The following is a 26,134-nucleotide window of genomic DNA, read 5'->3' on the forward strand; positions in this document are numbered from 1 at the left end:
CCCTTATCCGCGTGGGTCGATGCACGGGCCGGAAGGCGCTCCGGGAATCATCATCTTTACTTCTTGGGATTGGTCATGTCGCTGCTGTCTCGCAAACCGTACCTCGTCGCCATCGCTGTGATGGCCGCTGCTGCGGCCGTCTCGATCGCCACTTCGGTGATCGGCTGAGCCCCGAGGCTTCGCACCGTCGTTTCGCCTACCCGCGCGCGCGTCGCGCGCGGGCGGCCACCAACAGCACCAGCAGGCTGCCGATCAGCACCGGCACGTTACCCCAGCGGATGTAAGGCGTCAGGCCCTGCATGCCCTGCACGGTCGCGGTCAGCGTTCCCACCTGGAAAGTCGGCAGCTTTGCCTGCACTGTGCCATCCGGTGCCACCACGGCGGTCATGCCCGTATTCGTGGCACGCAGCATGGGCCTGCGCATTTCCAGCGCGCGCATCCGCGAGATCTGAAGGTGCTGGTCCAGTGCGATCGTGTCGCCAAACCAGGCCAGGTTCGTGACGTTGGCCAGCATGTTGGCCGGTGTTGCCTGCTGGCGCAGCGTGGCCGCGATCTCTTCCCCGAACAAATCCTCGTAGCAGATATTCGGTGCCACATGAATGCCGCGTACCGGAACCGCCGGCTGGTCCAGCGTGCCGCGCCGGAAATCGCCCAGCGGCATTTTCATCATGTCCACGAACCAGCGGAAGCCGAACGGGATGAACTCGCCGAATGGCACCAGATGGTGCTTGTTGTAGCGGTAGAGCTGATCCTGTTCCGGGCCGATCGCGAACACGCTGTTGGTGAAATCCACCGGCGAATCGGCGCCGGCGGCGCCGAAGATGATCGTGGTGCCGGTCTTTTCCATGAAGGTACGCACCGCACGGGCGATCTCGACCGGCAGTTCCTGCAGGATTACCGGGAATGCGGTCTCCGGCGTGACCACCAGATCGGCCGGCGCCTCGGTGATCAGGTCGCGGTAAAGCTCCAGCGATCGCTCGATGCCCACGGGTTCGAACTTGATGTCCTGGGCCACATTGCCTTGCAGCAGCCGGACATGGATCGGCTGTCCGATGGGCGAGGTGTACTGGATCGGCGCAAGCGCCGCGCCGCAGGCCAGCACGCCCACCGCGAGTCCGCCGGCGAGCACCGCCGATCGGGCTTTTCGCTGGCGGCCGATGGCGCCGACGACTGCCACCAGCAAGGCCGCGATGAACCCGGCCAGCGCGGAAATGCCATAGACGCCGATCAGCGGCGCGAAACCCGCCAGCGGGCCGTCCGTGTGGGGATAGCCACTGCCGAGCCACGGAAATCCGGTGAACACCACGCCGCGCAGCCACTCGGAGAGCGCCCACGTGGCGCCGAACGCCAGCGCGGGGAGCACGCCGTTGCGGCCGCGTTGTGTCAGCCAGTGCCAGGCCGCGCCGGCCAGGGCGGGCCAGATCGACAGGTAGCCGGCAAACAGCACCACGGCCAGACCGGCCATCCACGACGGCATCTCGCCGTAGACGTGCATGCTGATGAACAGCCACCAGATGCCGGACAGGAACCAGCCCAGCCCGAAGGCATAGGCCGTGGCCGCTGCGGCGCGCGGGCGTGGGGCGCCGGCGATCAGTGCGACGAGTCCGGCCAGCGACAGGATCTGCAGCCACCACCAGTTGTGCGGTGCGAAGGCTTGTGTATGGGCCACGCCCAGGACGGCCGCGATCAGCAGCCGGAACACGGTGCCGGAGCGGGACGTGACTTGCATAGTCTGAAAAGGGGAGGGCGGCGTGCCGCCCATTGGTGAGTCGGCCGAACCGGCCCGAGGGGTGCCCACGGCGCCGGGCGTGCCGACGCGCGTCATGCTTCGGCGACGAGAGCCGGTTCGGCGGGCGCCTCGCGGCGCACCAGCAGCAGGTGCACCTGGCGGGCATCCGCGCGCAGGACTTCAAACTGCATCGGCGGCAGCGTGATGATCTCGCCACGATGCGGCACATGCCCCACATGGTTCGTGAGCAGGCCGCCGACCGTATCGACGTCGTCATCGGGAAATGCCGTGCCGAAGGTCTCGTTGAACTGCTCGATCTCGGTCAGGCCATGCACGCGCCAGGCGCCGTCGGCGGTAGGCAGGATGTTGTCATGGTCCTCGTCGAGGTCGAACTCGTCCTCGATGTCACCCACGATCTGCTCGAGCACGTCCTCGATCGTGACCAGACCGGCCACGCCGCCGTACTCGTCGACGACGATCGCGATGTGATTGCGATTGATACGGAACTCGCGCAGCAGAATGTTCAGCCGCTTTGACTCGGGGATGAACACGGCCGGGCGCAGCGTTTCGCGCAGGTCGAAGTTCGGGTCCGTGTAATAGCGCAGCAGGTCCTTGGCCAGCAGGATACCGATGATGTTGTCACGGTTGCCTTCGTAGACCGGAAACCGCGAGTGCGCGGTCTGCTGCATGTACGGGATGAAGGTCTCCGGCGCGTCCGCGATGTTGACCGTGTCCATCTGCGCCCGGGGCACCATGATGTCGCGCGCGGTGAGTTCAGACACCTGGAACACGCCTTCGATCATCGACAACGAGTCGGCGTCAATCAGGTTACGCTCGTGCGCGTCCTGCAGCACTTCCAGTAATTCGGCGCGGGTATCGGGCTCAGGAGAGATGAAGTCCGAAAGGCGTTCGAGTAGGGATCGTGGGCGATCCGTCTGCTTGTGATTGGCAGGTTTCGAACTGGGATAGGGGTCGTTCATGTCGCGGCTAGCGCGTGGTGGAGATCGTCTGAAGCATACACTAAAAGCCTTGCGGGCCCGTGACAGGGCCGGGTGGGGTGGCTGTCCGGGTGGCTTTTCGTGCTCCCCGCTCACGCTTGCGGGAGTGGGGAGCCAGACTGTCTGTTACTCGCGGATCGGCTTGTACGGATCCTCGAAACCCAGGGCCTGCAGCGTTTCGGTCTCGATGGCTTCCATTTCCTCGGCCTCGGTGTCGTCATCGTGCTCATAGCCCTGGGCATGGAGCACCCCGTGCACGATCAGATGGGCGTAGTGGGCTTCGAGCGACTTCTTCTGCGCCTTGGCTTCGGACTCCACTACCGGGCAGCACAGCACGATGTCGCCGGCCACCGGATCGTCGTCGTTCTCGGCATAGGCGAACGTGAGCACGTTGGTGGCGTAGTCCTTGCCGCGATAGCTGCGGTTCAGCGTGCGACCTTCCGTCTCGTCGACGAAGCGCACTGTCAGCGCGGCGTCGGCATAGAGCGCGGACTTCACCCATTTCTCGATTTGCTTGCGGCTCGGCAGGCCGTTGCGCTTCGACACGCCGTCGCCATGCTGCACGTCAAGCTCGAGCGCGGGCGGGGTCGCCGGCGTGCCCGTGGTGGTGACGATCGGCGTGGCGGTCACGGCCACGGACAGCGCGTCGCTGTTGTCCGGGCGCACCAGCAGGCCAGCCTGCTGGCGGGTATCGGTGTGCTCGGCGAGCAGCGCCACCACGCCGTCGCCGGCCTGGGACAGGTCCAGCGTCAGGCTGCGGCCGTCGGCCAGCTGGATACGCAGCGCGTGCGCGTTTGCCTTGCGGGCGCGGCCATCGGCATCGAACAGCACGAGGCTGGTGGCATTGGGAGACTTCTTGGTCAAGATCAGGCGTCCTTGTGCTGGGCGTGATATTCGTCATAAGCCTCGACGATGCGCGCCACGAGCGGGTGGCGAACAACGTCGACGCTGGTAAAGCGCGTGAGCGACACCCCGCGCACGTCGCGCAGCACGTGCTGCGCCTCCACGAGGCCGCTTTTCTGGCCGCGCGGCAGGTCGATCTGGGTGGTGTCGCCGGTGATCACGGCCTTGGAGCCGAAGCCGATCCGCGTCAGGAACATCTTCATCTGTTCCGGCGTGGTGTTCTGTGCTTCGTCCAGGATGATGAACGCGTGATTGAGCGTGCGGCCGCGCATGTACGCGAGCGGCGCGATCTCGATCATCTGGCGTTCGAACATCTTCTGCGTGCGGTCAAAGCCGAGCAGGTCGTAGAGGGCGTCGTAGAGCGGGCGCAGGTACGGGTCGACCTTCTGCGCCAGGTCGCCGGGCAGGAAGCCGAGCCGTTCGCCCGCTTCCACGGCCGGGCGCGTCAGCACGATGCGCTTGACCACGTCACGCTCGAGCGCGTCGACGGCGCAGGCCACGGCGAGGTAGGTCTTGCCGGTACCCGCCGGGCCGACGCCGAGCGTCAGATCGTGCGACAGGATGTTGCGCAGATAGTCGCGCTGCATGGCCGTACGGCCCTGAAGCCCGGTGCGGCGCGTATGCAGCACCGGCGATTCGTCGTCGATGCTGGAACCGTCGTTGCCTTCCGTGCTCGGCAGGTAGGCGCCATGCGCGGCCACCTGACGCGATTCCACGAGCCCAAGCTGCACGTCGTCGATCGATAGCGCCACGCGGGCATTGTTGTAGAAGCGCTCCAGCGCCAGCGTCGCGTCCTGGGCGCGTTCGCCGCGCACCGTCATGCGGTGGCCGCGGCGCTGGATCGTCACGTCGAGCGCCTGCTCGATCTGGCGCAGGTTCTCGTCGAGCGGCCCGCACAGGTTCTGCAGGCGCGTGTTGTCGTCCCTGGGAGCGACGAATTCGGCGGTTGGAATCTTCATGGAGCCTTGTTGAACGGCGCTTACTGGCGCACGACGAACTCGCCGCGCAGCGAATGCGGGAATGCCTGCGTGACGTTCACGTCGACCATCTGGCCGATCATGCGGTCGCGCTGGGCCTGCGGCACGCCCGGCAGCGCGAAGTTGACCACGCGGTTGTTTTCGGTGCGGCCGTGCAGTTCGGTTGGGTCCTTGCGCGCCGGGCCTTCCACCAGGATGCGTTGAACCGTGCCGACCATACTCTGGCTGATGCGCTGCACGTTCTCCTCGATCGTGGCCTGCAGCAGTTGCAGGCGGCGCAGCTTGACCTCGTGCGGCGTGTCATCGTGCAGGTTCGCCGCCGGCGTGCCGGGGCGTGGGCTGAAGATGAACGAGAACGAGGTGTCGTAGCCGATCTCGTGAACCATGGCCATCAGCTTGTCGAAGTCGGCATCGGTCTCGCCGGGGAAGCCGACGATGAAGTCCGACGACATCGACATGTCCGGACGCAACGCGCGCAGCCGGCGGATGATGCTCTTGTACTCCAGCACGCTGTAACCGCGCTTCATGCCTGCCAGCACGCGATCGGACGCGTGCTGCACGGGCAGGTGCAGATGGTTCACCAGCTTGTCGCAACGGCCGTAGAGCTCGATCAGGCGCGACGTGAATTCCTTCGGGTGGCTGGTGGTGTAGCGGATGCGCTCGATGCCGGGGATATCGGCCACGTACTCGATCAGCAGCGCGAAGTCGGCGATCTCGCTTGTGCCGCCCATCGCGCCGCGATAGGCGTTGACGTTCTGGCCCAGCAGCGTCACTTCGCGCACGCCCTGTTCGGCCAGCCCGGCCACTTCGGCCAGCACATCCTCGAACGGGCGGGACACTTCCTCGCCGCGGGTGTACGGCACCACGCAATAGCTGCAGTACTTCGAGCAGCCTTCCATGATCGACACGAACGCGCTCGGGCCGTCCACACGCGCCGGCGGCAGGTGGTCGAACTTCTCGATCTCCGGGAACGAGATGTCGACCTGCGACAGGCCGGTCTGCTGGCGGCGGTTGATCAGGTCGGGCAGGCGGTGCAGTGTCTGCGGGCCGAACACGACGTCGACATACGGCGCGCGCGACACGATCGAGGCGCCTTCCTGGCTGGCCACGCAGCCACCCACGCCGATCACCAGATCGGGTTTGGCAGCCTTCAGCGCCTTCATGCGGCCCAGTTCGGAGAAGACTTTCTCCTGGGCCTTTTCGCGGATCGAGCAGGTGTTGAACAGGATCACGTCGGCGTCTTCGACGTTGTCCGTGGGCTCCATGCCCTGCGTCGCGTTCAGCACGTCTACCATCTTGTCCGAGTCGTACTCGTTCATCTGGCAGCCGTACGTTTTGACAAATACCTTCTTCATGGTGCCGGTCTCAGTGGTTTACCTGGGGGCATCAAGGGCACAACAGGTTGAATCGAAAATGCGTCAGTGCGCGGCCTTCCAGGCCTTCACTTCGGCGTCGGTCATGACCCAGGCGGTCAGCAGCTGACCGTACAGGTCGAGCTTGTAGCGCACCGGGAATTTCTTGCCGGCCACGGTGACCGGATTCATCAGCAGCGTTTCCGTGCTGAAGATGCGCAGGCCTGGCGCCAGGCCAAAGGCCTTGCCGTCGAGCTTGGCGCGCATCGGATCCGTATCGGTCGATCGCACGATTTCCATGCGGGCCATCATGGCATCCGCAGGGATCACGCGCACCGGCGCGCCGGGAATCGGCTGGGTTTCCTGCGCCATGGCGGGGGCCACGGACATCAGCAGCGTCGCGGCGCACGCGACCAGCGACAGACGCGAAAACAGCATGGGCATGAAGGCTCCGGCAAAAGTGGCGAGTGAGTGGAACTACAACGCCACCGGCGCCGGACGCGGTCACCGCGGTCCCGAAAACGGCCGGCATCGCGCTGGCAGGATAGGCCGCGATTCTACCCTTTTGTCCCCGGATCGGGGACGGTGGCCCGGCCCGGTGTGGCGTATTCAGAACAAGGAGGAGGCTTCCTGCAGCACCCGTTGCTTGGACACCGTGCCCATCAGTTCGCGGCTGGTGGTGTCGCGGACCAACGGAATCCGGTTGATGCCATGGACCGAGAAAATCTCCAGCGCGTCACGCAGGCGCGAATCCGGCGTCAGCGACGGAAAGCCGAGGTCGCCGAGGTCCAGCAGATTTGCCGAGGGTGCATCGCGTTGGGCGCGCTGGACGGCGTGGATCGAGATTGCCCCGATCAGCGCGCCGTCGGCATTGACCAGATAGAGGTAGCGCGTGCCGGTCTCGGCAAACTTGTCGGCGGCCTGGGCCACGCTGGCGCCGGGGTCGATGACTGTGTCGGTCGGGTCGCACAGGCCCGCCAGCTGGAGCCTGCGGGCGCGCTCGGCGGCCGCGGAAGCCTGCTCGCGCTCCACCACCACGCTGTAGAGCGACAGGGTTTGGCAGCGCGACGCCGTGTAGTAGGCCGCCACGGCGCCGATCATCGACGGCAGCAGCAGCGCCGGGGCCAGCGTCATCTCGAATACCATCAGCACCGACATTAGCGGCGCCTGGCTGGTAGCCGCCAGGAACGCGGTCATGCCGACCAGCGGCAGCACCGGGGCCATGCCGCCACCGGGCACGAGCATCGCCAGCAACTGGCCAAGGGCCGCGCCGACGAACAGCGATGGCGTGAAGACGCCACCCACCGCCCCCGAACCGATGCTGGCCACGGTGGCCACGAGCTTCGCCACCAGCACACCCCAGACAGGCACCGACAGCGGATGGCCCTGGAGGATCGTCTGGATCGTGAAGTAGCCGTTGCCGACCACCTCCGGCACCACGATCGCCAGCAGCCCGACCAGTGCGCCGCCGAGCGCCAGACGGGCGACCGGGCCACCGGGCACGTGACGGAAGCCGTTGCGTGCAATCGTGGTGGCGCGCATGAACAGGGCACCGGCCGCGCCGGCCAGCACGCCGAGCAAGACCGCTGCCATCAGCATCTGCGGGCGCAGGTCGGGTTCGATATGGAGGCCGGGATAGAGCGGTTGCAGGCCGCCATGCCACTGGCTGACCATCGCGCCCGCCACAGAGGCCAGGAACAGCGGCATCAGCCGCTGCACGGCCAGTGCGCCGAACACGACTTCGGCGACGAAGACGGCGGCCGAAAGCGGCGTGTGATAGACCGAGGCCAGGCCGGCTGCCGCGCCGCAGGCGGTCAGCATCCGGCGCATATTGGTGTCGCCCGAGGTGTGGTCGGCACGCGCCGACGGGAACAGCGAGCCGCATAGCGCCGCAAGCTGGATCATCGCGCCTTCCTTGCCGACCGAACTGCCGGAGATGATTGAGCAGAACGACGACAACGAGCGCAGCAGCGTGATCTTCAGCGGCAGCTGCCCCGTGCCGCGAGACACCGCGTCCATGTAATCGGCCGGGCCGGGCTCGGCGGCAGCCAGGCGGTTGGCCAGCACGAGCAACCCGCCGGCCAGCGCGCCGCCAAGTGCGGGGATCACCACGCGCCAGGCGACGGCGAGCCCGGCGAACACCATGACGATGTCCGCCTCGGTGCCGAACATGACCAGCCCGCTCGATTCGAGCGCGGCCTTGAACAGCGTCGTGACGATGCCGGCCAGGATCCCCACGGGGATGGCCGCGAAAAGCGTGACTTCTTGATCTTCGAGAAAACGGAGCCGCATGGCGATGAGCGGTGACGTGGGGCGCCGGGCCGGGTGGCCGCAATGATAGCGCAGCGCCACCTCGTTATCGTATCGCTCCGGGCCTCTCGCCAGACTGGTACACTACGGCCCTTTCCTGATCGGAGACGGGGGCAATCGACCTGTCCCACCGAACCTGACCCTCAGGTTACGGTTTTCTACCCGAGCCGCTCCACGATTGGCGCACTTTCTTGCGCGACGGGCGGCCGAAGCGTCATTTCATGTCTTTTTCCGAACTCGGCTTGTCCGACAAGCTGGTGCGTGCCGTGGCCGAACAGGGCTACACCACGCCGACCCCGATTCAGGCGCAAGCCATTCCCGCAATTCTCAAAGGTGGCGATCTTCTTGCCGGTGCGCAAACCGGCACCGGCAAGACGGCAGGTTTCACGCTGCCGATGCTGCAATTGCTCTCCGAAACCGCCGCGCGCGCCAATGGCGGCAATGCGCCCCGCGGCGCGCGCCCGAACGTGCGTGCGCTGGTGCTGACGCCCACGCGTGAACTGGCCGCGCAGGTCGAAGAGAGCGTGCGCAACTATGGCAAGTATCTGAAGCTGCGTTCGATGGTGATGTTCGGCGGCGTCGGCATCAATCCGCAGATCGAGGCGCTCAGGCGCGGTGTCGATATCGTGGTGGCCACGCCTGGCCGTCTGCTGGACCACGTGGCGCAGCGCACGATCGACCTCTCGCACGTTGAACTGCTGGTGCTCGATGAAGCCGACCGCATGCTCGACATGGGCTTCATCCACGATATCCGCAAGGTCCTGAACGTTCTGCCGCCCAAGCGCCAGAATCTACTTTTCTCGGCCACGTTCTCGGACGATATCCGCGCGCTGGCCGATCGCCTGCTGGACAACCCGGCGTCGATCGAAGTGGCACGCCGCAATACCACGGCGGAAACCGTGGCGCAGCGCGTGTTCCCGGTCGACCGGGAACGCAAGCGCGAACTGCTGGCCCATCTGGTGCGCCAGCACGACTGGCATCAGGTGCTGGTGTTCACGCGCACCAAGCATGGCGCCAACCGGCTGGCCGAACAATTGACCAAGGACGGCCTCTCAGCGCTGGCGATCCACGGCAACAAGAGCCAGTCGGCCCGCACGCGCGCGCTGACCGAGTTCAAGGCCGGCACGCTGCGCCTGCTGGTGGCCACCGACATCGCCGCACGTGGCATCGACATCGACCAGCTCCCGCACGTGGTCAACTTCGATCTGCCCAACGTGCCCGAGGACTACGTGCACCGTATCGGCCGTACTGGCCGTGCCGGCGCCGAAGGCGAGGCGATCTCGCTGGTTTGCGTGGACGAACATGGCCTGTTGCGCGATATCGAGCGCCTGATCAAGCGCCAGATCGAGCAGGTGCTGCTGCCCGGTTTCGAAGTCGATCCGAGCATCAAGGCCGAGCCGATCCAGAAGGGCCGGCAGCAGCAGCGTGGCGGTCAGCCGCGCGGCAACGGCCAGGGGAATGCCGGCAACGGTGGCGAGCGCCGCCAGCCGCGCGCCGCGCAAGGCGAGCGTCAGGAAGCGCCGCGCCAACCGCGTCCGGCACAGCCGGCGCGTGGCGAGGCCCGTAACGGCAACGCCGGAGGCAGTGGTAATGCGCCGCGTACCGGGCAGGGAGGTGGGCGCGGCAACGGCCACGCCAATAGCACCGCCAAGGGCACGGCCAAGGGCACGGCCAAGGGCAATGCGCAGGGCAATGCGCAGGGCAATGCGAACGCCAGGGGTGCGAACCCGCGTCCGCAGCAAGCGCGTCCGGCTCAGGACAACACTGCCGCGCCGCCCGCTCGCAATCGTCGGCCGGCCCCGCAGGCGGCCCTGCTCGGCGGTGGCCGCAAGCCCGCCCACTGATCGCATCCGTCATGAGCGAGCCGGATCGTCCCTCGTCGACCGATGAAGTCCCCTACGCGGGACTGACCCCCGAGTGCATCCTCGATGCGCTCGAGGCGGCGGGGTTCTATCCGGATGGGCGCTTGCTGGCGCTCAACAGCTACGAGAACCGCGTCTGGCAGGTGGGCATCGAGGATGCCGCGCCGGTCGTCGCCAAGTTTTATCGGCCGGGCCGCTGGACCGATGCGGCGATCCTTGAGGAACATGCATTCGTGCAGCAGCTGGCCGGTGCGGAAGTGCCTGCTGTGCCGGCCCTGGCGGCCAATAGCGGCGACCAGTCCGGCACCACGCTGTTCACACACGAGGGCTTCCGCTTCGCGGTGTTTCCACGTTGCGGGGGCCGCGAACCCGCGCTCGACAAGGCCGAAACCCGCACCTGGCTCGGGCGCTTCATCGGCCGTATTCACGCCATCGGCGCCACCGCGCCATACCAGGCGCGGCCCGCGCTGGATATCGATACTTTCGGCATTGCATCGCGCGACTATCTGCTCGCGCACGATTGCATTCCCGCCGACCTGCTGGCGCCCTGGCGTGCGGCGGCGGACCTCGCGCTGGACGGTGTGCGCCGCAGCTACGAGCGTGCCGGAGAGGTTCGCCTGTTGCGTCTGCATGGGGATTGCCATCGCGGCAATGTGTTGTGGATCGACGAAGAGGATGCACGCGGCCGGGGCACACCCGGGCCGCACTTCGTTGATTTCGATGACAGCCGCATGGGACCGGCCGTGCAGGATCTGTGGATGCTGCTGGAGGGAGACCGCGTGGCGATGCAGGACCAGTTGGCCGACATCGTGGCGGGTTACGAGGACTTCGCGGAATTCGATGCGAGGGAGCTCTGGCTGGTCGAGGCACTTCGCACGCTGCGCCTGTTGCACTACAGCGCGTGGCTGGCCAGCCGATGGCGCGATCCCGCCTTTCCGGCCGCGTTTCCGTGGTTCGGCACGGCGCGTTACTGGCAGGATCGCATTCTGGAGTTGCGCGAACAGATCGCGCTCATGGACGAGGCGCCGCTCTGGGCCTGACATCAGCCCGAAGCCGCGCCGTCATGGAACAGCTTGGCCCGAACGGGCCGGCCTTCAGCTTTTTTCCGGCTTGACCATGATTACCGGGCATCCGGCGTGCGCCAGCACGCGGCCCGCGACCGAACCAATCACCGCATCAAGGAACGAGCCACGTCCGTGGGTACCCATGACGATGGCGCCCGCATCGACCGACTTCGCGTAGGCCACGATCTTCTCCGGCGGGAATCCGTGCAGCGCGTGCTGCTCGAACGGTACCTTGGCCGCTGACAGGATTTCGCAGACCGATGCCATCGCCTTGCCGCTTTCTTCCTGGTGCCAGGCGTCGATGGTTTCCTTGCTGACGAATGCGCGTACCTGCCCGGTTACGTCGGGCGTGATATGGATGACGTGGACGGTGAAGCCGGTCTGCAGCAGTTTGCCGTCGGCAAGGAAGCGCGCTGCCGCGTCGCTGAAAGCGGAACCGTCGGTGGCAAGAACGATTTGGGGCATGTTTGGATCTCCTGAATTGAAGGGGGGCTGCAACTGCTAGCTTCCATCATGGCACGTGCCTGATGCGACACCTCTAACTTAGGTCAATTCCCGTTAAATTTTTTAAAGATTTCATGATTGTCATCTGCACTGGGAGCCTCTGCGGCCACAGATCTCCGGTGTCTGGTGTCGCGCGGAATTGGTGCAATCCGACGGAAACAAGTCTGCAACATCCGAAATGTCCGCATGATGGCCTGGAAGTTTCGAAGTGCATCGCTGGCGCCTTCCACATCCGGCGCATGACCGGACGACCTATGCTCTCCGCACGTTCGTTTCATCGGAGGAATCGTATGTCCAATGCGCTAGTAATCGACAATCATCCTGGTGTACGCGCGGCGGCCTCCGCCGCGCTGATGGAAAGCATGGGCTTCGAGGAAGTCCGCCTGGCCACAACTGCCACTGAAGCCTTGGAGGAACTGCGCACAAGACAGCGCCCCGACCTGGTAATGGTGGACCTGGATCTCGGCGATCTTCCGGGCGATGCCGTGGTGGAGGAGGTGGTGTCCCATCACCCGGCAACGCGCGTGCTGGTGCTGTCAGCCGCATCCGGCGCTGCCGAACGCGCGTTGCTCAGCGGCGCGCACGGGTATGTCGACAAGGGCAACGGCATCGGCGGTATCGAGCATGCCGTGCGCGCGGTCATGAGTGGCTATGCTGCATTTCCGCTGGCCCTGCTTACGACGATTCGCCGCGCGGCCAATGCGCCGGCCGATCCGATCTTGGTCTTGAGCCGACGCGAGCTGACCGTCATGCGCTTCCTCGCGGCCGGGCATTCCAATAAGGCGATCTCCGTGGTGCTCGGTATCAGCAACAAGACCGTGAGCTCGCACAAGGCCAGCATCATGACCAAGCTGGGGTTCCGTTCCCTGATCGATCTGGCCGAGTTTGCGCGGCGGCATCATCTGGCCTGCTGACGGGCGCCTGGGCGGTCGCGCGATCGGGTGGGCGTGCAGCGCCGGCCTCGGCTTATCCGGCATAATCCCAGCGATTCGCCGCCGCTGCAGCGGCGGCACCACACTGGACTGGGACTGGAATAGGCACATGAAGGCGCGCAAGGCGGGGAGGTCAGACAACGCTCGCGAGGCAACCGGCAACGACGCGGAAATGGGCGAGGGCTGTCCGCTGCACTGGTTCGATGCGGACCTTGGCGCGTTCGACGACCTGGAGCGGCGCGTTGCCGAGCATCCCGCGGACTTCTTTGCCGGCCAGGACTTCGATCCGGTTGGTGCCTGCGCGACGCGCGAGGCGTCCTTTGCCTCGGTCCAGATACCGGAAGATCCGACCGCGCCGCAGCAACACGCGGATCATCTGCTCAACGATGTGTTCCGGCATGTGATGCCCGTGGCGTCGCCAACGTTCGTCGGTCACATGACGTCGTCGCTGCCATCGTTCATGCCGTCGCTGGCCAAGATCGTGGCGGCGCTGAACCAGAACGTGGTCAAGCTTGAAACGTCGGGTGCATTGACGGGACTGGAGCGTCAGGTAATCGGGATGCTGCATCACCTGGTCTTTGCGCGGGACGACGCGTTCTACGCGCAATGGCTGCACAATGCCGAGCATTCTCTCGGAGCATTCTGCTCGGGCGGCACCACGGCCAATCTCACCGCGCTCTGGGCCAGCCGCAACAACACGCTGCGCGCGCGCGACGGCTTCGCGGGCATCAACCAGGCGGGGCTGGTAGCGGCGTTGCGGCACTACGGATACGCAGGGCTGGCGATCGTCGTGTCGGAGCGCGGCCATTATTCGCTGCGAAAGGCGGCGGATATCCTCGGTATCGGCCGCGAGAATCTGGTGCCGGTAGGCGTCGATGAAGACGGGCGGATGCGCGTCGACCTGTTGCGCGACACATTACGCGATCTTCAACAACGCAACATCCGGACAGTGGCGATTGTCGGTATCGCTGGCACCACTGAGACTGGTGCGGTGGACCCGCTCGATGCCATTGCCGATGTGGCGCAGGAGATCGGCTGCCACTTTCATGTGGACGCCGCGTGGGGGGGTGCCACACTGCTCTCCGCACGCGAGCGCGCGCGCTTTGCCGGGATCGAGCGCGCGGATTCGGTCGTCATCGACGCGCACAAGCAGTTCTATGTGCCGATGGGCGCCGGCATGGTGTTGTTCCGCGATCCGGCGTGGACGCAGGACATCATCCAGCACGCAAACTACATCGTGCGGAAGGGCTCGGTGGACCTGGGGCGCCATACGCTCGAAGGGTCCCGCGGTTCGGCGGCCGTCATGCTCTATGCGAACCTGCACCTGCTTGGCCGCAAGGGGCTGGCGAAGCTGATCGATACGGGCATCGACAACGCGAAGTACTTCGCGTCGTTGATCGAACAGCAGCCCGACTTCGAACTGGACAGCCGGCCGCAGCTTTGCATCCTCACCTATCGCTACGTGCCGGCGCCGGTGCGAGCGGCGTTGCTTTCGGCCTCGCCCGAACAGCGCGAACAACTGCTCGAGGCGCTCGACGCGCTGACCATCAACATCCAGGAAATGCAGCGCGACGCAGGCCGCTCGTTCGTGTCGCGGACGCAGTTGACGTCCTCCCAGTGGGGCGGGCGTCCGATCGCGGTGTTTCGTGTGGTGCTGGCGAATCCCGATACGACGCACGAGATCCTGCAGAGCCTTCTGGAAGAGCAGCGTGGGCTGGCAAAACAGAGTCCGATGCTGCCTGCGTTGATGGCGATGGTTGGCGGTTAAGAGGCGCGATCAACATGATTCTGGCGTCGTTGCGCAGCCTTGCCGTGCCACTTGTACTGTCTGCGGCCGCGCGTCTAGCCAGAACCGTTTCGCTTCATTTTGATAGCGCCTCCAAGGGAGTTCCGCCGTAGCCTGTGGCGGATGGGCGGCCGCCTTGCTGGTAATTCTCGTGGCCACCTGCTTGGCCTGACTGCCGCTGGTCAAGGGCGACCCGCGTGGCATTGCCCGCGCCCGCAAGTTGCCCAAGGCCACGATCCGGAACATGAAGCAGAACCTCGGCTTCGCCTTCGTCCGCCGCCCCGTTCCAACGAGCCAAAACAAAAAGCCGCAATCCCGTGAAGGATTGCGGCTTTTCAAATAGATGGTGGCGAATCAGGGACTCGAACCCCGGACCTGCGGATTATGATTCCGTCGCTCTAACCAACTGAGCTAATTCGCCAACGAAGACCGCAATTATACCTGTGCCTTTTAGGCTGTCAACACCTTTGTGACAACTTTCTGCAAGCCTCGGTGGCTGCCAAAAAAAACGGCAGGCGCAAGGCCTGCCTGGGAAGCGGAGACCAGCCTGCCGGCTGGCCATCCTGAGCGAAGGTTCACCGACTGGCGATCAGTCGTTCGCGTAGATATCCACGTCCTTGGTCTCGCGGACGAACAGCGCGCCCAGCACGAAGGTCATGGCCGCGATGATGATCGGGTACCAGAGGCCGTAGTAGATGTTGCCGTTCTGCGCCACCAGGGCGAAGGAGATCGTTGGCAGCAGGCCACCGAACCAGCCGTTGCCGATGTGATACGGCAGCGACATCGACGAATACCGGATGCGGGTCGGGAACATTTCCACCAGCATCGCGGCGATCGGGCCGTAGACCATGGTCACGTAGATCACCAGGATCACCAGGACCACCAGCACCATGATCGTGTTCATCTGCGCCGGGTCTGCCTTGGTCGGATAGCCGGCCGCGCTCATGGACTCGCTCACTTCCTTCTTGAACGCCGCGATCTGCTTCTTGCTGGCGTCGTCAAAGCTGTGGCCGCCGGTCACCGTGGCGTCGAAGGCCTTGATTTCCTTGTCGCCGATCTTCACCGAAGCCATCGTGCCGGCCGGGGCCTGCACCACTTCATAGCTGGCCGATGCCTGGGCCAACGTGCGCTTGACGATATCGCATGAGCTGCGGAAGTCGATTTCGCGAGCGATCGGGCTGCCCTGGAACGAGCAGGTCTTCGGATCGGCCGTGACCACGATCTGCGCGGTCTGCTGCGCACGTTCCAGCGCCGGGTTGGCGTAGTGGGTCATCGCCTTGAACAGCGGGAAGTAGGTCAGCACGGCCAGCGCGCAGCCCAGCATGATGATCCATTTGCGGCCGATCTTGTCCGACAGCGAGCCGAAGAAGATGAAGAACGGCGTACCAATCACCAGTGCGCCGGCGATCAGCAGGTTGGCCGTCTTGGCGTCCACCTTCAGCACTTGCGTCAGGAAGAACAGCGAGTAGAACTGGCCGGTGTACCAGACCACGGCCTGGCCGGCGGTCAGGCCTACCAGCGCCAGGATCACGATCTTCAGGTTGCGCCATTGACCGAATGCCTCGGTCAGCGGTGCCTTCGAGGTCTTGCCCTCGGCCTTCATCTTCTGGAAGGCCGGCGACTCGCTCATCGACAGGCGGATATACACGGACATGGCCAGCAGCAGGATCGAGACCAGGAACGGGATGCGCCAGCCCCACGTGTCGAACTGCGGGCCCGTGAGTTCACGGCACAGCAGAATGACGATCAGGGACAGGAACAGGCCCAGTGTGGCGGTGGTCTGGATCCAGGCGGTGTAGGCGCCGCGCTTGCCGTGCGGGGCGTGTTCAGCCACGTAGGTGGCCGCGCCGCCGTACTCGCCGCCGAGCGCCAGGCCCTGCAACATACGCAGTGCAATCAGGATGATCGGTGCTGCCCAGCCGATCGTGGCGTAGCCGGGCAATAGGCCGACGATGAATGTCGACAAGCCCATGATCAGGATTGTCACCAGGAAGGTGTACTTGCGGCCGATCATGTCGCCGAGACGGCCGAACACCAGTGCGCCGAACGGACGCACGATGAAGCCTGCCGCGAACGCCAGCAGGGCGAAGATAAATGCGGAAGTGGGGTCGAGGCCCGCGAAGAACTGCTTGGCGATCACCGCCGCCAGCGAACCGTATAGATAAAAGTCGTACCACTCGAACACCGTGCCGAGCGACGAGGCCAGAATGACCTTCTTTTCCTCGCGCGTCATCGGCGCATTGTGGGCTTTGCCGCCAGGCATTGCCACGTTTTGCGCGTTTGCCATTGTTGTCTCCTCCGTCTGTCGAAAGGGTCCCCGGTCTGGCCGTGTCTTGCGCTTGAGGTATCCGCGCGTGCCGGCCTCTGCACCGAAGCTGCAAAGGATTGTGGGAGGCGAAACTTACTGAGTTCTGACAGAGTTCCCGTAAAACGTGCCGGATTCGTCGGGGTATACGCTAGACGTTTCGAGGCTGTTTTCAGCGCGGTATTTGCTGCATTGCGTCGATCGGAAACCCGCAAACCGCCTGGCTTATGGGGCGCACGGGATTCTTGCTTTGCAGCATTGGCGCACGTCGCGCGGCATAGTCGTCGAATTGCCCCTTACGAGGGGTGCCGCGTGTTTGCGTCAGGATCGACCGGCTGCGTCAGGATCGACCGGCGGGATTGGTGGGTGGTGCGGGATGGGTCTCGGCGTCTGGCGTCTCGCTGTCGAGTTCGCGATCCACCCGATTCATGTGCCAGGCGTAGAGCGCGGCCATCGCTACATATACGATCAGCGCGCCCTGCGCGGCGGCCCAGAACGAGAAGGGCCAGCCGAAGAAGTCGAAACGCAGTTCGCGTGCGAACCAGCTGATGACGAACGTCACAACGAACCAGATCACCAGCAGCACGGCGATCCAGCGCAGATTGTGGCGCCAGGCAAGCCGCTCGCGCGGCGTCATGCGGTCGGGCGGGGCTTTCCTCATGTGTTGGTCTCTTCCGGCGGCGCGCGGCGCAGCGTCACGTGGAACCGGGCGCCGGCCAGGCGAGGCTCGGTCTGGTACACGTTGTCGTCGATGGATATTTCGCCGCCGTGCTGCTGCACGATCTCGCGCACGATGGCCAGCCCCAGTCCGCTGCCTTCGGTGTTGGTGCCGAGCACACGATAGAAACGCTCCATCACGCGTCCGCGCTCGCTCGGGGGGATGCCCGGCCCCGTGTCTTCCACATCGAGATACGCGAACGGTTCGAATGCATCGGCGATGACGCGTACCGTGGCATGCCCGCCGGGCGGCGTGTAGCGAATGGCGTTGTCGACGAGGTTGTTGAGCATCTCCGTCAGCATCACGCGATTGCCCGTGACCATCACGGGATGCTCGTCGCCTTCCAGGCCAAGGTCGATCTGCCGCGCCCATGCCTGGGGCAGCAGATCCTTGACCACGTCGCGCGCCAGGGCGGTCAGGTTCACCGGCGTCATGCCGCCTACCCCTGCCAGATTCTCCATGCGTGCCAGCGACAGCAACTGGGTGACCAGATGCGCGGTGCGCTTGGAGCTGCCGGCGATCTGCGCCAGCGACCGATGCAGTTCCTCCGGTGATTGCTCTCGCTGGGCCAGTTCCGCCTGCATACGCAGACCCGCGAGCGGTGTCTTCATCTGGTGTGCGGCATCGGCAATGAAGCGTTTCTGTGTCTGCACCGACTGCTCGAGTTGCGACAGCAAGTCGTTGAACGATGCTACCAGCGGCGTGATTTCCTGCGGCGCCGCGCGCTCGTCGATCGGGCTCGTGTCGCCGGGATTGCGCGCACGGATGCGCTGCTGGATCGCGGTCAGCGGTGCCAGCCCGCGCGTGAGGCCAAACCACACCAGCACCACCGCGAGCGGCAGGATCACGAACTGCGGCAGGATGACGCCCTTGATGATTTCATTGGCCAGCCGCGCGCGCTTGTCCAGCGTCTCGGCCACCTGCACCAGCACGGGCTGGGCGCCGCTGATGTTTTTCAGTTCAACGTAGGTATAGGCGACACGCACATCGTTGCCGGCCACGCGATCGTCGCGCAGCGATACCAGCCCGGCATGTCCCTCTTCGTCCTCGGACGGAAGCGGCAGGTCGTGATCGCCGGCCACGTACTCGCCGTGCTTGCCTACCACCTGGTAGTAGATATTGTCGGTCTCGTCGGCGCGCAGGATTTCCCGCGCGGACAGTGGAAGCTGCAGCGTGACGCGGCCGTTGACCTCGCGCACCTGCTGCGACAGCACGATGGCGCTTGCTTCGAGCGCGCGGTCGAACGGCCCGTTTGCAATCGACTTGGCGACGAGGTATGTGACGGCGATGCTCATCGGCCAGAGCAGCAGAAGCGGTGCCAGCATCCAGTCGAGAATCTCGCCAAACAGCGAGCGGGGCGCAGGGTGCGCCGAGGTTTCCTCGAGGTGTGGCAGGGCGTCGGCCAGCGCCTGGTCTTCGGCCGCGGCATCGGCCAGCGTGGGCCGGGTGGGGTCCGTCGCGCGTGCGGGGCCCGCGGCGGAACGGCGTCGCCACGGCAGTCGCAGCAGGCTCATGCGCGATCAGCCCCCGTGGTGTCAGCCATGCGCGGCCACGGCCGGCTGGTATTTCTCGAGGCAGTAGCCCAGCCCGCGCACCGTGGCGATGCGGATGCCGCCAACCTCGATCTTTTTGCGCAGGCGGTGTACATACACCTCGATTGCGTTATTGCTGACTTCCTCGCCCCATTCGCACAGGTGATCGACGAGCTGCTCCTTCGATACGAGCCGCCCGCTGCGCGTGAGCAGGATTTCGAGCAGACCGACCTCTCGCGCGGAGAGATCCAGCATCTGTTCATTGAGATAGGCGATGCGGCCGACCTGATCGAACGCGAGCGGCCCGTGGCGCATCAGCGTGGCGCCACCGCCCGCGCCACGGCGCACCAGCGCGCGCACCCGGGCCTCGAGTTCGGACAGCGCGAACGGCTTGGCCATGTAGTCGTCGGCGCCGAGGTCCAGCCCCTTCACGCGTTCGTCGACGCTGTCGGCTGCAGTCAGAATCAGCACGGGCACCATGGCGCTGCGCGCGCGCAGCCGCTTGAGTACCTCGAGCCCCGACATGCGGGGCAGGCCGAGATCGAGGATCAGCAGGTCGAACGACTGTGTGGACAGGGCCGAATCGGCTTCCACGCCATTCGCAACGTGATCGACGGCATAGCCGGACTGGCGCAGCGAGCGCGTCAGCCCGTCTGCCAGCACATCGTCATCTTCGGCGATAAGAATCCGCATGATTGTCTCCACCTCGTGGCCGGCCACAGCCGGCCGCCGGCCGCGGTGCCGGTGGGGCTTGCCAAGCATACTGTTTTTTTATACAGTACCCGACATTCCGGGCGAGCTACCATGAAAGGTGATCGCACCATGCCGGGTTGGGCGTCGTGGCCTGGAGAATCCATCCCGGAAAAGGGCTTTGGGTTCAGGGCGTCGCGCCGTATGCGGCCTATTTATACACCATTGACTGAAGGACGACCATGGACGACAAGAAGGCCGGCGCCGGCGTGAGCGCTGAGAAGCAGAAGGCGCTTGCCGCCGCGCTCTCCCAGATTGAGAAGCAGTTTGGCAAGGGCTCGATCATGCGCCTGGGCGATGGCGAAATCGAACAGGACATCCAGGTAGTGTCCACCGGCTCGCTGGGGCTGGACATCGCGCTGGGCGTGGGTGGCCTGCCGCGCGGCCGCGTGGTCGAGATCTACGGTCCGGAATCGTCCGGCAAGACCACGCTGACGCTGCAGGTGGTGGCCGAAATGCAGAAGCTGGGCGGCACCTGCGCGTTCATCGACGCCGAGCACGCCCTGGATGTCCAATATGCTGGCAAGCTCGGCGTGGACGTCGGCAATCTGCTGATCTCCCAGCCCGATACCGGCGAGCAGGCCCTGGAAATCACCGACGCGCTGGTGCGCTCGGGTTCGATCGACCTGATCGTGATCGACTCGGTGGCCGCTCTGGTGCCAAAGGCAGAAATCGAGGGCGAAATGGGCGATTCGCTGCCCGGCCTGCAGGCCCGCCTGATGAGCCAGGCGCTGCGCAAGCTGACCGGCACGATCAAGCGCACGAACTGCCTGGTGATCTTCATCAACCAGATCCGTATGAAGATCGGTGTGATGTTTGGTTCTCCCGAAACCACCACCGGCGGTAACGCGCTGAAGTTCTACGCCTCGGTGCGCCTGGACATCCGCCGTATCGGCTCGATCAAGAAGGGCGACGAAGTCGTCGGCAACGAGACCAAGGTCAAGGTGGTCAAGAACAAGGTGTCACCTCCGTTCCGCGAGGCGTTCTTCGACATCCTCTATGGCCAGGGCATCTCGCGCCAGGGTGAAATCATCGACCTGGGCGTGGACGCCAAGATCGTTGAGAAGGCCGGCGCCTGGTACAGCTACAACGGCGAGAAGATCGGCCAGGGCAAGGACAACGCACGCGAGTATCTGCGCGAGAACCCGGACATCGCCGACGAGATCGAGAACAAGGTGCGTCTGGCGCTGGGCGTGGCGCCGCTGAACACCGTGGCGGGCGCGCCAGCAGAGGTCGAAGGCTGAGCCTGACGTCGCTGCTTGACGAAAGCCGTCGCATACTTGTGCGGCGGCTTTTTTGTTTTCACCCCGGTTTCCCGTATCGCGCAGCGCCGACTGCCGGCTTCCTCGTTATCAGCCGAATGCCCCGTCCCCCCCTCTCACTGAAAGCCCGTGCCGTCGGCTACCTTTCCCGTCGGGAGCACAGCCGGGCCGAACTCGCGCGCAAGCTGGCGCCTCATGCCGAGTCGGCCGAGGAGGTGGAGGCTCTGCTCGATGTGCTCGAACGCGACAACTGGCTGTCCAATGAGCGGTTCGTCGATAGCCTTGTTCACCGCCGGGCCAGTCGTTACGGCGCGGCGCGTGTACTGCAGGAAGCCAAGACGCACCAACTCGGCAATGATCAGCTACGCGATCTGCAGGACCGCCTGCGCGATTCCGAGCTGGATCGCGCACGCGAAGTTTGGCGCAAGCGTTTCGGTGTTCCGCCGGACTCGCCGGAGGCCCGCGCCAAGCAAATCCGGTTCATGATGGCGCGCGGATTTTCCCGATCGGTGGTGGGCAAGATCATCCGCGGGGCCGAGGACGAAGGCATGGACGACTTGGGGGAATGACGAGGTATGCGGGCAGCCGCATACCTGTGTACGCATGAGGGGTATTCGTGAGAAGTCGGCGTAGTCGTCGTACCACTGATGCATCGCAGCGAGGGGTCACGCGGACACCGGCCAGGCGTTGCGCAGGTTGGGTTTGCCGGGATCGTCGCTGCAACAATTGCGTGCGGACAGTTCGTTGCGCAGGATGTATCCGGTCAAAGCAGCGCGGCATGTTAAACTCCACGAGTTCAGCGGCCCAAATGGCCGTCCATGGTGGTCTTACCCATGGACCAAGCCGTTTGCCGTGATGAATTGCCCCCGATCCGCCACTTTCAGTCTGCCGCGTCAGCCCCTGGTGTCATGCCGCTTTCCCCGCCAGCCAACCGAGTCCTGCGTCACCGTCGTGCCATCACGGCCGAGGCCTATTTGCGGGACGATGGCCTATGGGACATCGAAGCGCGCCTGACCGACACCAAGCCCCGCGACATCGAACTGGCGGGCGGCCGGATTCGCCCTGAAGGCCAGCCGCTGCACGATCTGTGGCTGCGCGTCACGATTGATCTGCGCATGAACGTCGTCGATGCGGAGGCATGCTCTGACTGGGTGCCTTATCCGACGCATTGCGATCTCATCGGTCCCGCCTACCGCAAGCTGATCGGTCTGAACCTGTCAAAGGGGTTCCGCAAGGCAGTTCGTGAGCGTCTGGGCAGCGTTGCCGGTTGCACCCATCTGACCGAACTGGCCGGCGTGCTGCCGACTGCGGCCATTCAAGCCTTCGCGGGCGATGTGTTCAATATCCGCGATGGCGTGCAAGACATCGATCCCGAACCCCCCATGCAGCTCCATGGATGCCACGCGCTCCATTTCGAGGGCGAGGTGGTTCGTCAGTTTTACCCGCGCTGGTATGGTCACCAGCCGAAACCGAAAGCCGGCGCTGCGGCGTCGTCCCCCCAGACCGCGTCACGCGCCGATGCCCCCGCATCAGGTGGCGAAGACACCCTGGCCCACCGGCCCAACGGTACGTCGGGCTGACTGTCACGGTCGGCCCCAGGAAAAGGCGAGAGCCCTTCGTCTCCTATCATTTTTCCCATCCCTTTACGCCTACCCGAAAGGAAACACGCATGAATATCCATGAGTATCAAGGCAAGGAAATCCTGCGCAAATACAATGTGCCGGTTCCGCGCGGCATCCCTGCTTTCTCGGTTGAAGAAGCCCTGAAGGCGGCTGAACAGCTCGGCGGCCCGGTGTGGGTCGTCAAGGCGCAGATCCACGCAGGCGGCCGCGGCAAGGGCGGCGGCGTGAAGGTGGCCAAGAGCATCGACGAGGTGAAGACCTACGCCACCAACATTCTCGGCATGACGCTGGTGACGCACCAGACCGGCCCGGAAGGCAAGAAGGTCAATCGCCTGCTGATCGAAGAAGGCGCTGACATCAAGAAGGAACTCTACGTTTCGCTGGTGGTGGACCGCGTGTCGCAGAAGGTGGCCCTGATGGCCTCGAGCGAAGGCGGCATGGACATCGAGGAAGTCGCTGCCCACACCCCGGAAAAGATCCACACGCTGATCATCGAACCGTCGGAAGGCCTGAAGGATTCGGACGCTGACGACATCGCCCGCAAGATCGGCGTGCCCGACGCCAGCGTTCCCCAGGCTCGCCAGGCCCTGCAAGGCCTGTACAAGGCATTCTGGGACACCGACGCCTCGCTGGCCGAAATCAACCCGCTGATCCTGACCGGCGACGGCAAGGTCGTTGCCCTGGACGCCAAGTTCAACTTCGACTCGAACGCGCTGTTCCGTCACCCGGAAATCGTCGCGTACCGTGACCTGGACGAAGAAGACGCCAACGAAATCGAGGCCTCGAAGTTCGATCTGGCCTACATCTCGCTGGACGGCAACATCGGCTGCCTGGTGAACGGCGCTGGCCTGGCCATGGCCACGATGGACACCATCAAGCTGTTCGGTGGCGAGCCGGCCAACTTCCTCGACGTGGGTGGCGGCGCCACCACCGAGAAGGTGACCGAAGCCTTCAAGCTGATGCTGAAGAACCCGAACGTGCAGGCCATCCTGGTCAACATCTTCGGCGGCATCATGCGTTGCGACGTGATCGCCGAAGGCGTGATCACCGCTTCGAAGGCCGTGCAGCTTGGCGTGCCGCTGGTCGTCCGCATGAAGGGCACGAACGAAGAGCTGGGCCGCAAGATGCTGGCTGATTCCGGTCTGCCGATCATCTCGGCCGACACGATGGAAGAAGCCGCCCAGAAGGTCGTGGCCGCCGTCGCTGGCAAGTAAGGACAACTTTCGTTGCCGCCTGGCCGCAGCCGGGCGGGGCGACTAAAAGGACTAGCAAATGAGCATTCTGATCAACAAGGACACCAAGGTCATCACCCAGGGCATCACCGGCAAGACGGGCCAGTTCCACACCCGCGGCTGCCGTGACTATGCCAATGGCAAGAACTGCTTCGTGGCAGGCGTGAACCCGAAGAAGGCCGGTGAAGATTTCGAAGGCATTCCCATCTACGCAAGCGTCAAGGATGCCAAGGAACAAACCGGCGCGACCGTGTCGGTGATCTACGTGCCGCCCGCAGGCGCCGCTGCCGCCATCTGGGAAGCCGTTGATGCCGATCTGGACCTGGTGGTCTGCATCACCGAAGGCATCCCCGTCCGCGACATGATGGAAGTCAAGGACAAGATGCGTCGCCAGAACAAGAAGACGCTGCTGCTCGGACCGAACTGCCCGGGCCTGATCACGCCGGACGAGATCAAGATCGGCATCATGCCGGGTCACATCCACCGCAAGGGCCGCATCGGCGTGGTGTCGCGCTCGGGCACGCTGACGTATGAAGCCGTGGGCCAGCTGACCGCGCTGGGCCTGGGCCAGTCGTCGGCCGTCGGTATCGGTGGCGATCCGATCAACGGTCTGAAGCACATCGACGTGATGAAGATGTTCAACGACGATCCGGAAACGGACGCCGTGGTCATGATCGGTGAGATCGGTGGTCCGGACGAAGCCAACGCGGCTTACTGGATCAAGGAAAACATGAAGAAGCCGGTGGTTGGCTTCATCGCTGGCGTGACCGCGCCTCCGGGCAAGCGCATGGGCCACGCTGGCGCGCTGATCTCGGGCGGTGCCGACACTGCCCAGGCCAAGCTGGAAATCATGGAAGCCTGCGGTATCAAGGTCACCAAGAACCCGTCGGAAATGGGCCGCCTGCTGAAGGCAATGCTGTAAGGCATTCCCACCGATGTCGCTTGTGTGTGCTCTTAATGGCACGTGCAGAGCGATTGCCGTACCTGCGGCGCATGCCGGCTCCTGCCGGAGCGCATCGCCGCAATCGTTGCCCCCGCCTCAGAAGCGGGGGCAATGTCATTCTTGCGACGCAAAATCCTAGGGTATATCCCGAGGCTGTTGCAGCGCGGATTGAAACCGAATCGAAAGGTTCGTACGATAAATCTCCATGTCTGGTAATTCAGACATCCAAAAGTTCGCAGTGGGAGCCCCTGCGGACCTGGAATAACTTAGAAATCGAGGAAGGAGTCTTGCCGTGGAATTGTTGTCCAGCAGCGCATTCTGGATTGCGCTGGGATCGATCATCCTGACCAACATCGTCCTGTCGGGCGACAACGCAGTCGTGATCGCGCTCGCATCCCGCAATCTGCCCCCTGCCCAGCAGAAGAAGGCCATTTTCTGGGGTAGTGCCGCCGCCATCATCATGCGGGTGGTTCTGACCGTGGCCGCAGTCAAGCTGCTGAGCCTGCCGTACCTGAAGATCGTGGGTGCCTTGCTGCTGGTCTATATCGGCGTGCAACTGCTGACCGGCGACGACGATGAAGAAGGCCATGACGCCAAGGACAATATCTGGGCTGCCATCCGCACCATCCTGATCGCCGACCTGGTGATGTCGCTGGACAACGTGGTGGCCGTGGCCGCAGCCGCGCAGAAGGGTCCCGAAGGCAGCCAGCTGATGCTGCTGGTGCTGGGTCTGGGCCTGTCGATTCCGCTGATCGTCTTCGGCAGCACGATCCTGCTTAAGGTGATGGAGCGCTTCCCGATCATCATCGTGCTGGGTGCCGCGCTGCTGGGCTATCTGGCTGGCGAAATGCTCGTCAGCGACCCGGTGGATGCCGAGTGGTTCCAGGTACACGTGCCGCATGCGCACCTGGTGTTCGGCGTCGTGGGCGCCGTGCTGGTGGTCATGCTCGGCAAGCTGCTGCGTCGCCGTTCCGCACAGACGGCCTGATCGCAAGCCATATCGCGAGCCTGACACGGGCGACCCTCACGGGGTCGCCCGTTTTGTTTTGTAGGGAGCGTACTGGCTCCAGCAGGCTTGTCTCGCGCTTTCGCCAGTGAAAGCGCGGTTGGAGCGGTTGAAGCGTTTGGACAAGGGGCGCCGCAAGTGTCCCCAGTGGCTACGACGCAACACCCGTCTTGCAGCATCCACACCACGCACTCCTGTGGTTTTCCAAACAATTCCCACAGCGCTGTCAGATTTGTCCGAGGTCATTGAGACCTCGCGGTTTCGCTCGCGATCATGGCCCCGTGCGCATCGCGGATTGCGGGCGCACCCGCACTTTTCCAATCGCACAACACAAATGAAAAGGGGTC

The 26,134-nt window shown here is 64.5% G+C and carries 22 protein-coding genes and 1 tRNA gene; 10 read left to right on the forward strand and 13 right to left on the reverse strand.

The window, feature by feature from the left end; translation table 11 throughout:
• Positions 1–196 precede the first annotated feature (196 nt).
• From lnt to RMET_RS02305, 7 genes are all read right to left on the reverse strand, one after another.
• Positions 197–1,729, reverse strand: coding sequence for an apolipoprotein N-acyltransferase (gene lnt / locus RMET_RS02275; RefSeq protein WP_011515323.1), 1,533 nt, complete (start codon positions 1,727–1,729; stop codon positions 197–199).
• A 92-nt stretch (positions 1,730–1,821) separates the two neighbouring features.
• Positions 1,822–2,709, reverse strand: coding sequence for an HlyC/CorC family transporter (locus RMET_RS02280; protein WP_011515324.1), 888 nt, complete (start codon positions 2,707–2,709; stop codon positions 1,822–1,824).
• 144 nt (positions 2,710–2,853) lie between these two features.
• Positions 2,854–3,591, reverse strand: a complete 738-nt coding sequence (ybeY, locus tag RMET_RS02285; RefSeq protein ID WP_011515325.1) for an rRNA maturation RNase YbeY — start codon at positions 3,589–3,591, stop codon at positions 2,854–2,856.
• Between the two features lie 2 nt (positions 3,592–3,593).
• Complete coding sequence (locus RMET_RS02290; RefSeq protein ID WP_011515326.1) at positions 3,594–4,589, reverse strand: PhoH family protein; 996 nt, start codon at positions 4,587–4,589, stop codon at positions 3,594–3,596.
• A gap of 20 nt (positions 4,590–4,609) precedes the next feature.
• Positions 4,610–5,962, reverse strand: a complete 1,353-nt coding sequence (gene miaB / locus RMET_RS02295; protein WP_011515327.1) for a tRNA (N6-isopentenyl adenosine(37)-C2)-methylthiotransferase MiaB — start codon at positions 5,960–5,962, stop codon at positions 4,610–4,612.
• Positions 5,963–6,025: 63 nt separating this feature from the next.
• Positions 6,026–6,403, reverse strand: a complete 378-nt coding sequence (locus RMET_RS02300; protein WP_011515328.1) for a hypothetical protein — start codon at positions 6,401–6,403, stop codon at positions 6,026–6,028.
• 165 nt (positions 6,404–6,568) lie between these two features.
• Entirely contained in the window at positions 6,569–8,251 is a 1,683-nt protein-coding gene (locus RMET_RS02305; RefSeq protein WP_011515329.1) for a ClcB-like voltage-gated chloride channel protein, read from the reverse strand.
• A gap of 239 nt (positions 8,252–8,490) precedes the next feature.
• On the opposite strand from RMET_RS02305, the gene RMET_RS02310 reads away from it, so the two are divergent.
• Positions 8,491–10,113, forward strand: coding sequence for a DEAD/DEAH box helicase (locus RMET_RS02310; RefSeq protein WP_011515330.1), 1,623 nt, complete (start codon positions 8,491–8,493; stop codon positions 10,111–10,113).
• A gap of 11 nt (positions 10,114–10,124) precedes the next feature.
• Complete coding sequence (locus RMET_RS02315) at positions 10,125–11,171, forward strand: serine/threonine protein kinase (protein ID WP_011515331.1); 1,047 nt, start codon at positions 10,125–10,127, stop codon at positions 11,169–11,171.
• A gap of 54 nt (positions 11,172–11,225) precedes the next feature.
• Here RMET_RS02315 and RMET_RS02320 read toward each other — a convergent pair whose 3' ends face one another.
• Positions 11,226–11,660 (reverse strand): universal stress protein, encoded by a 435-nt coding sequence (locus tag RMET_RS02320; protein ID WP_011515332.1) that lies wholly within the window; start codon positions 11,658–11,660, stop codon positions 11,226–11,228.
• A gap of 329 nt (positions 11,661–11,989) precedes the next feature.
• Between RMET_RS02320 and RMET_RS02325 the strand changes: the two genes are divergently transcribed.
• Both RMET_RS02325 and panP read left to right on the forward strand, forming a co-directional pair.
• A complete protein-coding gene (locus RMET_RS02325; protein ID WP_011515333.1) occupies positions 11,990–12,613 on the forward strand; it encodes a response regulator transcription factor in 624 nt (207 codons plus the stop codon).
• 127 nt (positions 12,614–12,740) lie between these two features.
• A complete protein-coding gene (gene panP / locus RMET_RS02330; RefSeq protein WP_011515334.1) occupies positions 12,741–14,399 on the forward strand; it encodes a pyridoxal-dependent aspartate 1-decarboxylase PanP in 1,659 nt (552 codons plus the stop codon).
• 362 nt (positions 14,400–14,761) lie between these two features.
• Here the strand turns inward: panP and RMET_RS02335 are convergent.
• The 5 genes from RMET_RS02335 to RMET_RS02355 form a co-directional block, all read right to left on the reverse strand.
• Positions 14,762–14,838, reverse strand: a tRNA-Met gene (locus tag RMET_RS02335).
• A 168-nt stretch (positions 14,839–15,006) separates the two neighbouring features.
• Positions 15,007–16,704, reverse strand: a complete 1,698-nt coding sequence (locus RMET_RS02340; protein ID WP_011515337.1) for an MFS transporter — start codon at positions 16,702–16,704, stop codon at positions 15,007–15,009.
• 358 nt (positions 16,705–17,062) lie between these two features.
• Positions 17,063–17,383, reverse strand: coding sequence for a DUF4212 domain-containing protein (locus tag RMET_RS02345; RefSeq protein ID WP_011515338.1), 321 nt, complete (start codon positions 17,381–17,383; stop codon positions 17,063–17,065).
• A complete protein-coding gene (locus RMET_RS02350) occupies positions 17,380–18,954 on the reverse strand; it encodes a sensor histidine kinase (RefSeq protein ID WP_011515339.1) in 1,575 nt (524 codons plus the stop codon). The genes RMET_RS02345 and RMET_RS02350 overlap by 4 nt, the downstream gene beginning before the upstream one ends.
• Positions 18,955–18,975: 21 nt before the next feature.
• Positions 18,976–19,665: a response regulator gene (locus RMET_RS02355; protein ID WP_011515340.1), complete on the reverse strand. Its 690-nt coding sequence runs from the start codon at positions 19,663–19,665 to the stop codon at positions 18,976–18,978.
• A 239-nt stretch (positions 19,666–19,904) separates the two neighbouring features.
• Between RMET_RS02355 and recA the strand changes: the two genes are divergently transcribed.
• From recA to RMET_RS02385, 6 genes are all read left to right on the forward strand, one after another.
• A complete protein-coding gene (gene recA, locus RMET_RS02360) occupies positions 19,905–20,966 on the forward strand; it encodes a recombinase RecA (RefSeq protein WP_008646499.1) in 1,062 nt (353 codons plus the stop codon).
• A gap of 116 nt (positions 20,967–21,082) precedes the next feature.
• Positions 21,083–21,553, forward strand: coding sequence for a recombination regulator RecX (gene recX / locus RMET_RS02365; RefSeq protein ID WP_029308413.1), 471 nt, complete (start codon positions 21,083–21,085; stop codon positions 21,551–21,553).
• Positions 21,554–21,892: 339 nt separating this feature from the next.
• Positions 21,893–22,564 (forward strand): DUF2889 domain-containing protein, encoded by a 672-nt coding sequence (locus RMET_RS02370; RefSeq protein WP_029310252.1) that lies wholly within the window; start codon positions 21,893–21,895, stop codon positions 22,562–22,564.
• Between the two features lie 89 nt (positions 22,565–22,653).
• A complete protein-coding gene (gene sucC, locus RMET_RS02375) occupies positions 22,654–23,820 on the forward strand; it encodes an ADP-forming succinate--CoA ligase subunit beta (protein WP_008646502.1) in 1,167 nt (388 codons plus the stop codon).
• Between the two features lie 58 nt (positions 23,821–23,878).
• Positions 23,879–24,760, forward strand: coding sequence for a succinate--CoA ligase subunit alpha (gene sucD, locus RMET_RS02380; RefSeq protein WP_008646503.1), 882 nt, complete (start codon positions 23,879–23,881; stop codon positions 24,758–24,760).
• Positions 24,761–25,073: 313 nt separating this feature from the next.
• Complete coding sequence (locus RMET_RS02385; RefSeq protein ID WP_011515344.1) at positions 25,074–25,769, forward strand: TerC family protein; 696 nt, start codon at positions 25,074–25,076, stop codon at positions 25,767–25,769.
• Positions 25,770–26,134 lie beyond the last annotated feature (365 nt).

The organism is Cupriavidus metallidurans CH34 (assembly GCF_000196015.1).
GTDB lineage: Bacteria > Pseudomonadota > Gammaproteobacteria > Burkholderiales > Burkholderiaceae > Cupriavidus > Cupriavidus metallidurans.